The following is an 11454-nucleotide window of genomic DNA, read 5'->3' as shown; positions in this document are numbered from 1 at the left end:
ACCACCGGCCGCATGACCCTCCTCGACGTCCACACCACCGACACCACCACCGAGAACGAAGTCCTCCGCCTCGCCGGAGCCCTCGAACACTCCTCGGAACACCCCATCGCCCAGGCCGTCGCCACCGGAGCCACCGACCGCACCGGCACCACCCTCCCCACCCCCGAGGACTTCGCCAACGTCCCCGGACTCGGCGTCCAGGGCATCGTCGACGGCCACGCCGTCCTCGTCGGCCGCGAACAACTCCTCGCCCAGTGGGAGATCCACCTCCCCGTGGAACTCGCCCGACTCAAGGCCGCCGCCGAGACCGCCGGCCGGACCGCCATCACCGTCGCCTGGGACGGCGAGGCACGAGCCGTCCTGGAGGTCGCCGACAAGATCAAGGACACCAGCGCCGAGGCCGTCGCCGAACTGCGCGCGCTCGGCCTCCACCCCGTCCTGCTGACCGGTGACAACCGCACCGCCGCCGAGGCCGTGGCCCGCGCCGTGGGGGTCGAGGAGGTGTACGCCGAGGTGCTGCCCGAGGAGAAGGTGCACGTCATCGAGCGTCTTCAGGCCGAGGGACGTTCGGTCGCCATGGTCGGGGACGGGGTCAACGACGCCGCCGCCCTCGCCACCGCCGAACTGGGCCTGGCCATGGGAACCGGCACGGACGCCGCGATCGAGGCGAGCGATCTCACCCTGGTTCGTGGAGATCTCAAGGTGGCCGCCGACGCGATCCGGCTGTCCAGGCGCACCCTGACCACCATCAGGGGCAATCTCCTCTGGGCTTTCGGCTATAACGTGACCGCCCTACCCCTTGCGGCGTTTGGGCTGCTCAACCCTATGATTGCCGGAGCGGCGATGGCCTTCTCTTCGGTCTTCGTCGTGACGAACAGCCTGCGGTTGCGCGCCTTCACGTAATTTCCACAAAGAGATCCAGATCACATGGATTTCCAGGTAACCATCCGGCGGGCTCGTGAGTCTAAGAGGGCGATGCCAAGGATGTCTTGGGGGACGTCCGCGGAGTGTCTTGGGGGACGCTCCGGGCAAGCGTTTGGCCGGGGCACGTGCACCGGGGAGCTTTGAGCGGCCCTCCCGTACGTACGTACCCCGGCAGATCGCGGCAGGACCAGAGCACGACACAACAGAAGAGATGCGCAGCCCACAGCGGCTGCGCGGCGCTCAGGAGCTACGGCTCCCACAGACGCCCGGCCGGATCCCGTGGGGGGAATCCGCTCCGGGACATGGGAAGCGCCTCGCTGTCGGCCCGTGGGGGGATCGACGGCGAGGCGCTTCTCTCTGTTCGGAGACGAGCGGTACGGACCCGACGGGTACGGACACGACCGTTACGGACCCGGAAGGTTCGGGCGCGACCGGGTCGGGCGCTCCCTCCGAAGCCGTCGCGGCACGCAAATCGCCCCGGACACCGCGCTCTGTGCGAAAGCGCGGTACGCGGGGCGAAGTCGACCGGCCTCGGTGGCCGGGGTCGTGCAGGGGGTCTCAGGCGGTTCAGCGGCCCTCGACCGGGACGAAGTCGCGCAGGACCTCGCCGGTGTAGATCTGGCGCGGGCGGCCGATGCGGGAACCCGGCTCCTTGATCATCTCGTGCCACTGGGCGATCCAGCCGGGAAGGCGGCCGAGCGCGAAGAGCACGGTGAACATCTCGGTCGGGAAGCCCATGGCCCGGTAGATCAGACCGGTGTAGAAGTCCACGTTCGGGTAGAGGTTGCGCGCGATGAAGTACTCGTCGCTCAGCGCGTGCTCTTCCAGCTTCAGCGCGATGTCGAGCAGCTCGTCGGACTTGCCGAGCGCGGACAGCACGTCGTGGGCGGCGGCCTTGATGATCTTGGCGCGCGGGTCGAAGGACTTGTAGACCCGGTGGCCGAAGCCCATCAGCCGGACGCCGTCCTCCTTGTTCTTCACCTTGCGGATGAAGGAGTCGACGTCGCCGCCGTTGGCCTGGATGCCCTCGAGCATCTCCAGCACCGACTGGTTGGCGCCACCGTGCAGGGGGCCCCAGAGCGCCGAGATGCCGGCGGAGATCGAGGCGAACATGTTCGCCTGCGAGGAGCCGACCAGGCGCACGGTGGAGGTCGAACAGTTCTGCTCGTGGTCCGCGTGCAGGATCAGCAGCTTGTCGAGCGCGGAGACCACGACCGGGTCCAGCTCGTACTCCTGGGCCGGGACCGAGAAGGTCATGCGCAGGAAGTTCTCGACGTACCCGAGGTCGTTGCGCGGGTAGACGAAGGGGTGGCCGATCGACTTCTTGTAGGCGTACGCCGCGATCGTCGGCAGCTTGGCCAGCAGCCGGATCGTCGAGAGGTGGCGCTGCTCCTCGTCGAACGGGTTGTGGCTGTCCTGGTAGAACGTGGACAGCGCGCTGACGACCGAGGACAGCATGGCCATCGGGTGGGCGTCACGGGGGAAGCCGTCGAAGAAGCGCTTGACGTCCTCGTGCAGCAGGGTGTGCTGCGTGATCTCGTTCTTGAAGGTCGCCAGCTCGTCGACCTTGGGAAGCTCGCCGTTGATCAGCGTGTACGCGACCTCCAGGAACGTCGAGCGCTCGGCGAGCTGCTCGATGGGGTAGCCGCGGTAGCGCAGAATGCCCTGCTCACCGTCGAGGTAAGTGATGGCGGATTTATAGGCCGCGGTGTTGCCGTATCCGCTGTCCAGTGTCACCAGACCGGTATTGGCCCGGAGCTTCCCGATGTCGAAGCCCTTGTCGCCGACGGTGCTGTCGATCACCGGGTAGGTGTACTCGCCGTCGCCGTACCGCAGTACTACAGAGTTGTCGCTCACGTCATCCCTCACCGACGTAGTGCCTCTTCCGAGGTTCCCTGACTGTCTTCACCCTCCCCCATTTGGCGCAGGAGAGTGCACTCGGGGTCGTCCATTGGACCTACTCGCGGCACTGAGTGCCGCGAGCCTACTCATCCTGCCCCTTCGGTTCCGGTTCCGGAAGGGCCGCGTGATGTTTCCCACCGATTTGATCGATCATTTTATCTCCCGGCCTTCCGCCGATCCTCCGCCGGATCCCCCGGACAGCCGGTAATCCAGCGCCGTACAGCGCCTGCCCGCGGAAACCGTGCGGACCGCCTGGCCGATCGCCTGACGCGAACCGACCAGCACGACAAGCTTTTTGGCCCGGGTCACGGCGGTGTAGAGGAGGTTGCGCTGGAGCATCATCCAGGCACTCTTGGTGACGGGGATGACGACGGCCGGGTACTCGCTGCCCTGGGAGCGGTGGATCGTCATGGCGTACGCGTGGGACAGCTCGTCCAGCTCGTCGAAGTCGTAGTCGATCTCCTCGTCCTCGTCGGTGCGCACGGTCAGCTTCTGTTCGTCCGGGTCGAGGGCGGTGACGATGCCGACCGTGCCGTTGAAGACGCCGTTCTCGCCCTTGTCGTAGTTGTTGCGGATCTGGGTGACCTTGTCACCGACCCGGAAGACCCGGCCGCCGAACCGCTTCTCGGGAACGTCCGGGCGGCCCGGGGTGACGGCCTGCTGGAGGAGCCCGTTGAGCACCCCGGCCCCCGCCGGACCCCGGTGCATCGGAGCGAGGACCTGCACGTCGCGCCGGGCGTCGAGCCCGAATTTGGCGGGGATCCGACGGGCCGCGACGTCCACCGCGAGCTTGCCAGCGTCCTCCGTCTCGTCCTCCACGAAGAGGAAGAAGTCCTTGAGCCCCTGGGTCAGCGGCGGCACCCCGGAGTTGATCCGGTGCGCGTTGGTGACGACGCCGGACTGCTGGGCCTGGCGGAAGATCGTGGTCAGCCGGACGGCGGGGACGGGGCTGCCGTCGGCGAGCAGGTCCCGCAGCACCTCCCCCGCCCCGACCGACGGCAGCTGGTCGACGTCCCCGACGAGCAGCAGATGGGCACCTGGTGCCACCGCCTTCAGCAGCTTGTTGGCGAGCAGCAGATCCAGCATGGACGCCTCGTCGACCACGACCAGGTCCGCGTCGAGCGGGCGCTCCCGGTCGTACGCGGCGTCGCCGCCCGGCTTCAGCTCCAGCAGCCGGTGCACGGTGGACGCCTCGGCGCCGGTCAGCTCGGAGAGCCGCTTGGCCGCCCGGCCGGTCGGCGCGGCCAGCACCACCTTGGCCTTCCTGGCCCGCGCCAGCTCCACGATGGACCGGACGGTGAACGACTTCCCGCAGCCGGGCCCGCCGGTCAGCACCGCGACCTTCCGGCTGAGCGCGAGCCGCACCGCCGCCTCCTGCTCCGGCGCCAGCTCCGCCCCCGTACGCCCCTTCAGCCAGGTCAGCGCCCTGTCCCAGTCCACGTCCACGAAGGCCGGCAGCCGCTCCTCGGGCGTCCGCAGCAGCCGCCCCACCTGTGCGGCGAGGGCCACCTCGGCGCGGTGGAACGGCACCAGGTAGATCGCCGTGACCAGCTCGCCGCCCTCCGGCGAGGGCACCTTCTCCCGTACGACGCCCTCCGGGTCCTCCGCCAGCTCGGCGAGGCACTCGATGACCAGCCCGGTGTCGACCTGGAGCAGCTTCACCCCGTCCGCGATCAGCCGCTCCTCGGGGAGGAAGCAGTGCCCCTGGTCGGTGGATTGCGACAGCGCGTACTGCAATCCCGCCTTGACCCGCTCCGGGCTGTCGTGCGGGATGCCGACCGCCTGGGCGATCTTGTCGGCGGTGAGGAAGCCGATGCCCCAGACGTCGGCGGCCAGTCGGTAGGGCTCGTTCTTCACGACGGAGATCGAGGCGTTCTCGTACTTCTTGTAGATGCGGACGGCGATGGAGGTGGAGACGCCGACGCCCTGGAGGAAGACCATCACCTCCTTGATCGCCTTCTGCTCCTCCCAGGCCGCGGCGATCATCTTCGTCCGCTTCGGGCCGAGGCCGGGCACCTCGATCAGGCGCTCGGGCTTCTGCTCGATGATGTCGAGGGTCTCGACGCCGAAGTGGGTGGTGATCCGGTCCGCCATGACCGGGCCGATGCCCTTGATCAGGCCGGAGCCGAGGTAGCGGCGGATGCCCTGGACGGTGGCGGGCAGGATCGTCGTGTAGTTCTCCACGACGAACTGCTTGCCGTACTGGGAGTGCGACCCCCAGCGCCCCTCCATCCGCAGCGACTCCCCCGGCTGCGCCCCGAGCAGCGAACCGACCACCGTCAGCAGGTCGTTGGCCCCGCGGCCGGTGTCGACGCGGGCGACCGTGTACCCGTTCTCCTCGTTGGCGTACGTGATGCGCTCCAGCACACCTTCGAGGACGGCGAGGTTGGGCAGGGTGGACATGGAACCGACGGTACCGGCCCGCACCGACAGCCCGGCGCGGGCTCCCTCCCCGCTACGGGTCCCCGGTACGGCTTCTTCGGTAGTACGGGCTCCTCAGTGCGGCTGCACGTACTCCACCCGCACCACGTCCGGCACCCCGGGCAGCTTCTTCCGGCCGGTCAGGAGGGCCTCGGCCGAGGTGTCGCCCAGCAGGTACCGACGGAAGAACGCCACGGTGTAGCCGGTGGCGATCCGGCGCTGGGCGGTCTCCCCGAGTGCCCGGTCCTGGCGGTCCGTGCCGTCCTGCGCGACGCACCGGCCGGGCCGGTCGCCGGGGATCGCGTCGTCCACCGCCGCCACCTGGCCGCTGCTCGGGGACCACTGGGTGTTGAAGTAGTCGTGGTTGCCGCCGGTGAGGGTGATGCCGTGCAGGGGCGCCTTGTTGTGCCCCTTGTTCCACTTCACGTACTCACCGGTGTTGACCTGGTCGCAGGTGCCCCACAGCACGGCCAGCGGGACCCGGGTGACCGGCTCGTTGTCCCAGGTGGCGGTGGGTGCGAGGCCGAGCGCCGCCTTCACCTCCACCCCGCCGGGCCAGTCGCCGTGCGCCCCGTCGGAGACCTGCTGCATCACGCCTCCGCCGCCCATGGAGTGGCCGAGGGTGCCGACGCGTCCCAGGTCCAGGCGGCCGGCGAACGCGGCACCACCGGACCGGCCGGTCGCCGGATCCTTGAGCTTCCTCCTCAACGGACCCTTGCCCGAGTCGAGTTGGCGCCACAGCTCCAGATGCCGGTTGATGAGGGCGGCCCGCGCCCGGTACACCGAGTCGGCCTGGCCGCCGCTGGTCGCGTTGATCCCGTTGGCGCCCATCGAGACGACCACGAAGCCCTCGCGGGCCAGGCTCTCGGCCAGGTACTCGTAACCGGCGCTGTTCGGCAGCGGCGGCACGCCCGCCCGGCAGGGCCAGGCCCAGAGCCGGTCGCTCATCGCTTCGATGATCTCCGTCTGACGGGCCGCTCCGGCCTCGTCGCCCGCCGGTTCGGCCCGCTCCAGGGCCTTCCGCGCCCTGGTCAGCGCGGACTGGGCAGGCCGGTCCGCGCAGGTGGCCCACTGCCCGTGCTGCATGACGATCAGCGGATGGCGGCCGGCCGTGGGCCCCGGGGAGCCGGGCGCCTCGGGGTAGCGGACGACCGCGGCGATCTCGCTCTTCCCCTCGTACGGCGCCCCCGGCTGGAAGGCCAGGTCCCCGAGGTCGTACACCGCCCGCCCCACGGACACGCTCGCCGTGCCCGGCTCCGTGGTGACGGCCCCGGCCTCGGCGGGCGCGGTCACCACTCCCGCGACGATCAGGGCCCCCGCGGCCAGCGCCGCCGTACCGGCCACCCGGCCGCCTCGCTTCTCCACCGACGTCACCGCCATGCGCGGTCCAGCCTCCCAGGTCATTCGGGTCGTTCACGACCGACCACGACCGGGCGGATGCTGCTCCGCGCCCCGTGGACGGACGTCCCTACCCTGACCGGCACTTGTCAGAAATCTGTGAGCCCGGTGTCAGGGAATCCGTCCGCCCGTCCGGCACAGCACGCGAGGCAACGCGGCGTCCGCCCACCCGCCCGCCCCGTCCCGTCCCGTCCCGTCCGAATGAATACAGCGCGGGCGCTCTGTCAGCTTGGCAATGAAATCAGCCACCCTAACGGGGTAATGCCACACAGATGACGGATTAGTACATTAAAGATTGCAACGAAGACGGCAGGCGCCTGGGCCTGAGATTCTCCGCCCGAGCCCGAGCACCCCCCGCGATTCGCCCAGCAGCAGGCTCTCGAAGAGGGGGCCGGCCAGACCGCGCTCCTGGTTCCCCACCAAGGCACGACCGGCCGGGACAGCACACGACCAGCCGGTTGACGTCCTACGCCATATCAGCCACGGCCCGGCAAGCGGTCCGGTGAACGACCTTCCTCCTCCGCCCGGTCACGCAACCGGCTCCGAGCCGTCGGCATCCCCCGACTCCCCTGCCCGAAACGCCACTTGTTCGCCGCGGCCGACGTAGCAGCGCGCCATCACCCGAGCGCAACGCCACCGAAAAGGTCCGGCGCACGCCACCGCTGTCACCACCCCACCTCACACCGGGAGTTGAATCATGAGCGGATGCGGCTGCAGGCAGTCCCCGATCGACTTCGGCGGCCATCGGCCCACCGGGGCGGCCCGTCCCCCCGTCGACGCCCCCGATTGCCGTCCCGAACCCAAGCCACGCCAGAGTTGCGAGACGATCCCCCTGTGCGATTCCGCACCGTACCGGCTCGCGGCGACCGCGCACAGCATCGACCCGACGCCGTACTACACCATCGCCAACACCCATGCCGCTCTGGATCCCGCCGTCGCCCAGACGATCCTGGACGGCGGCACGGGCACGTTCCCGGCCGACGACGGAACACACAACGGCCAGCACACCTGGCTCGCCAGCGTCGTACGTATCGACCCCGCCTCGCTGCGCGGCAATCCCACCGACGTCACGGTCAGTGCCTCGGTCCATGTCCACAACGACGGCCCGAGCGCGGCCTGTCGGCTCTACGGCCGCTTCGCCCTGTGGAACGGCACGGCCCCGATCAGCGCCGACCTCCTGGGCCCGCCCGATCTTCCGGCGGGCGGCGACGACAACGGCGTCGTCCCACCGACGACCGTGCCCCTCGCGGACGTCCTGGCGGGAAGGGTCGTCATCGAGCTCAACCTCGAAACAGGCAACGACGACACCTGCCGGGTCGGCCCCAAGCAGTGGACCGTCGACAGCTTCGTCCTCACCGTCCGGGCATCCGCCCCCGGCCACGGCAGGCCGTTCCTCCGTACGACCTGCCGTGACTGCGACGGCGCGGTCACCTGCACGACCGACCATCTCGACGGCTCGTCGACCCCCTACGCCCCGGTCCCACCGGTCGTCCCGGCCGCCTCCTGCCAGGACGGATGCTCCCCCGTCCGGCCCCCGTGCCTCTCCACCGACCCGGGCAACGCCATCACCCGGGGCACCGACGGGTGCCTGTACGCGCCCGACACACCCGCCCTGGACCCGTCCCCGTGCAACGCCGCACGGCACACGACCGGCGGGCTGCTCGTGCCGGGGATCGAACTGACGGGACTTGCCCCGGGCGGCAACACCGGTCACGAACGGTCGGTGGACATCGACGTCACGGGGACGACCGGCTGCCCCGAAAGGTGGACGATCGGCGCCCGTCTCACTCCGGTGAGCGGGTTCCTCAACGCCGAGCGGCAGCATGCCAACCTCCTTGCCAGGACCGGTATCGACGTACCGATCCCCGAGTCCGACATCGTGCTTCCGGAAGCCGGGGTGTACCACATCGACAGCGATGTGCGGTATGCGCTCGGCACGGCCACCGGCGGCAGCGGCTACATCATCGGCTGGCTCAGGGACGAGACCACCGACACCCTCATGACGAGCTTCACCCAGATCGCGGTGGTCAACGCGGCACGGCAGGAGCAGCAGGGCGGAACCACCCACATCATGACCGAATACACGGTCGCATCGGGCCCCAGGACCGTCCGCCTGCACCTGATGTTCGTCCTGACCGGTGGCAAGATCTCCGACGCCGAGGCCGGCGGCACCGACAGCAACGGGGCGACCCGGATGCGCTTCCTCAAAGTCAGGGACTGAGGAAGTCAGGGTCCGGGCGGGCCGGCGCACCTCCTCCGGCCCGCATCAGCGTGGCCACCCGGGCACCCGCGCGCCCCACCCTCCTGCGCGGTATCCGGCCGGCAACGGGCAGGGAAGCGGCTACGGCAGGAAATTGCTCAGGAAAAATAGTCCTCCGCGTCGGGATCGGGCAGACCGATCAGAAATCGGGAGAACGCGTCCGACGCATTCTCCCCCAGAAAATAGCCGCCGGTGTGGTGGAGATGGAAGAAGCGCCCCTTTTCATCCACCAGGATGATCCCGGACTCGGAGGATTCGTAGCCGACGGGAAACACCTCGACCCCCAGACCGAACGAGAGTTCCCGGATGAGCCGCGCATCACCGTCGTACCCGTAGGTCGGATCCATCACCCAGGAGACGCGCCGCACCGCGGGATGCTTGAGGGTGAGCAAACCAAGCGCGTGGATGACGTGCACCGCAGCCGGTACGGGCCGCAGTGGGCATTCCTGGCGCTCCGCGTCTCGCACCCGCACCTGGACGAGTTCCTCGGCCCTCGCGCCGATGTCCCGACCGGGTGCCCAGCCATTGGCGACGAGCCAGTCACGCACCTCGGGCGTCACATTGTCGAAACCCATCTTCTCTTTCCGTCTCATGAAACAACGTCGTCGGAACCTGCGGCCCCTTGTCGAGTTTCATCCAGCCCCGTACCGCCCCGTCCGAGCCAATGCCGTCACCTGGGCGAGCGCATGCACCGTCCATGCCTACCAATTCGAGCAAGGTCGAGGCGATCGGGGTCCGGTATTCGTGGGCGGTTCGGCAGCGCTCCCGCCCGGCCCACCGCCGCGTCACAACGCGGCGGCGCGCCCGCGTACCAGGAGGTTCTGCGTGCCCAGGCCGATCGCCAGGTACGCGTAGAGCGACGCGGCGCCCAGGACCCCCGGCCCCGGCCACGTGGTCGATCCACAGCCCCAGCCCGGCGTGGACGGCGACCGAGGCGAGCCACAGTCCGGTCGTCGCAGCCACCCCCTGGCGCACGACCTCGCCCCCGGGTTCGCGCTAGACCCGTACGGTCCGGGCCCGCACCGCGCCGAACAGCCCCGCGACGAGCAGACTGACCGCCAGGAGGACGACCGACAGCGCGGGCAGTGGGTGGTCCTGGGCGACCGAGGCGACCCCCAGGACGATCAGTGCGGCCCCCAGGACGGCGAGGACCACAGGGACGACGAGTGAGCCGTTGCGTCGCACCGGGCGGGTGCGCAGCTGCTGCCGTACCACCAGGCCGACGGCCACCAGCGATACGGGGATGCCCCCGCCGTACACGCCCTGCATGTCAACTCCCCCTTGGAACAGCCCCGTTGCGTGCCGATGTCGGCGCTGATGATTATGTGGGGCCGCCCCGGCGCGGCGCGTGCGGGGAGCCGGTTCGGCGGTGTCGGGGCCCTGGAGGCTCCGGGCTTCTCAGGACCGCGTCGCCTTCCGGCACTCGTCCCCGGAGCCGCCGCGTCCGACCGGTGTGGTGCGGTCGTACGGGTCGGTCTTCTCGGCGGTGCCGTCCGCCGGGCGGTCGTCGCCGAAGGGCGGGTCGAAGTAGCCGGTTTCGTCGCCGCACCCGCCGTTGGTCATGTCGTACTTGTACGAGACGACCGAGAACGTGCCCGGCTCGGTGATCACCTTGTCGGGGTCGTCCCAGTTCAGGACCAGTTCGCGCCGGATGATCGTGCGGACGACCTCGTCGCCGCCGTCCTCGCCCGCGCGGGTGACCGGATAGACGAAGGTGACGTCGGCGGTCACCTGGAGCGCGCCGCGCTCGCCCTCCCGGTAGGTGAGGCGCCCCCGGGTCTTCACGACGTCGCCGACCAGGCGGGCGCGGGAGGGCTGGAAGCGGCTGAAGAGGAGCAGGGGGTTGTTCTTCCTGCTGGGCTTCCGCAGCGCCGTCTCCACAAGGTCCCGGACGTCCTTCTGGTGCGGGTTGAGCAGGGATATCGCCTTCTCCGGGCGCTCACCGCGCAGCACTCCCCGGTCCAGGCCGGACGCGACGAGGAAGTCCCGGGTGCGGGCGAGGGCCCGCCCCACCTCGGCCTCGTTCATCCAGCCGACCGGCGCGGCCTCCGGCACCGTGATCCCCGCCGCCCCGTCCGCCCAACTCACCGCCGGTGAGCCACGGAACGGCTCGTCCAGGGTGGCGCGCCGGGCCGGCCCCGACGGGGGTGCCTCGGTCGGGCGGGCGGTCTCGGCCGCCGACGGCGAGGGGTCGGCACCGGAGAACAGGTCGACCACCCGCCCCGGCACGAGCGCCACCACCAGCAGCGCCACCGAGGCCACCAGCCCGAACAGGTACCACCCCTTGCGCCGCTTGGGCCGTGCGGGGGTGTAGGTGCGCCAGCCGTCAGGTACGCGGTCGGGCTCCTCGCGCAGCCGCCTCGTCACCTCACGGGCCCGCGCCGAGGGCTCCTTGGGCGCGTCGGCGACCCCCTCCACCGACTCGCGCAGGAACCGCTCCCACTCCTCGTCCGAACTGGACGAGCCGTCCGACTCCGTACCCGCGCCCATCCCCAACTCCCCGTCCGTCACCAGCAGATCCCGCCCACTCCGCCCGGGGCGCGACCGCA

The 11454-nt window shown here is 70.1% G+C and carries 8 protein-coding genes; 2 read left to right on the top strand and 6 right to left on the bottom strand.

Going from position 1 to position 11454, the window contains the following annotated elements; translation table 11 throughout:
• Positions 1–903: heavy metal translocating P-type ATPase (locus tag ACWC97_RS22115; RefSeq protein WP_450651057.1), on the top strand; the 903-nt coding region annotated here is incomplete at its 5' end.
• A gap of 588 nt (positions 904–1491) precedes the next feature.
• Here the strand turns inward: ACWC97_RS22115 and ACWC97_RS22110 are convergent.
• The 3 genes from ACWC97_RS22110 to ACWC97_RS22100 form a co-directional block, all read right to left on the bottom strand.
• Entirely contained in the window at positions 1492–2781 is a 1290-nt protein-coding gene (locus ACWC97_RS22110; protein WP_352273904.1) for a citrate synthase, read from the bottom strand.
• 195 nt (positions 2782–2976) lie between these two features.
• Positions 2977–5220: an SF1B family DNA helicase RecD2 gene (gene recD2 / locus ACWC97_RS22105; RefSeq protein WP_352273928.1), complete on the bottom strand. Its 2244-nt coding sequence runs from the start codon at positions 5218–5220 to the stop codon at positions 2977–2979.
• 102 nt (positions 5221–5322) lie between these two features.
• The gene (locus ACWC97_RS22100) at positions 5323–6627 is read right to left on the bottom strand and encodes an alpha/beta hydrolase (protein WP_450651055.1); all 1305 of its coding nucleotides are present in this window, start codon (positions 6625–6627) and stop codon (positions 5323–5325) included.
• A 715-nt stretch (positions 6628–7342) separates the two neighbouring features.
• Between ACWC97_RS22100 and ACWC97_RS22095 the strand changes: the two genes are divergently transcribed.
• Positions 7343–8866: a hypothetical protein gene (locus ACWC97_RS22095; RefSeq protein ID WP_450651054.1), complete on the top strand. Its 1524-nt coding sequence runs from the start codon at positions 7343–7345 to the stop codon at positions 8864–8866.
• A gap of 137 nt (positions 8867–9003) precedes the next feature.
• On the opposite strand, the gene ACWC97_RS22090 is transcribed toward ACWC97_RS22095, so the two are convergent.
• The 3 genes from ACWC97_RS22090 to ACWC97_RS22080 all read right to left on the bottom strand — a co-directional run bounded on the left by ACWC97_RS22090 (position 9004) and on the right by ACWC97_RS22080 (position 11395).
• The gene (locus tag ACWC97_RS22090) at positions 9004–9480 is read right to left on the bottom strand and encodes an SUKH-3 domain-containing protein (RefSeq protein ID WP_450651052.1); all 477 of its coding nucleotides are present in this window, start codon (positions 9478–9480) and stop codon (positions 9004–9006) included.
• A gap of 421 nt (positions 9481–9901) precedes the next feature.
• Positions 9902–10174 carry a hypothetical protein gene (locus tag ACWC97_RS22085; protein WP_450651050.1) on the bottom strand — a complete coding sequence of 91 codons (273 nt, stop codon included), beginning with the start codon at positions 10172–10174 and terminating at the stop codon, positions 9902–9904.
• A gap of 129 nt (positions 10175–10303) precedes the next feature.
• Positions 10304–11395 (bottom strand): hypothetical protein, encoded by a 1092-nt coding sequence (locus ACWC97_RS22080; protein ID WP_450651073.1) that lies wholly within the window; start codon positions 11393–11395, stop codon positions 10304–10306.
• Positions 11396–11454 lie beyond the last annotated feature (59 nt).

The organism is Streptomyces sp. NPDC001108 (genome assembly GCF_053598535.1).
This window is presented reverse-complemented; position numbering and strand designations above follow the sequence as displayed.

Bases quoted from the DNA above. Each gene is read 5' to 3' on its own strand.
- ACWC97_RS22100 (WP_450651055.1), bottom strand. From the start codon at position 6,627: ATGGCGGTGACGTCGGTGGAGAAGCGAGGCGGCCGGGTGGCCGGTACG.
- ACWC97_RS22095 (WP_450651054.1), top strand. From the start codon at position 7,343: ATGAGCGGATGCGGCTGCAGGCAGTCCCCGATCGACTTCGGCGGCCAT.
- ACWC97_RS22090 (WP_450651052.1), bottom strand. From the start codon at position 9,480: ATGGGTTTCGACAATGTGACGCCCGAGGTGCGTGACTGGCTCGTCGCC.
- ACWC97_RS22085 (WP_450651050.1), bottom strand. From the start codon at position 10,174: ATGCAGGGCGTGTACGGCGGGGGCATCCCCGTATCGCTGGTGGCCGTC.
- ACWC97_RS22080 (WP_450651073.1), bottom strand. From the start codon at position 11,395: ATGGGCGCGGGTACGGAGTCGGACGGCTCGTCCAGTTCGGACGAGGAG.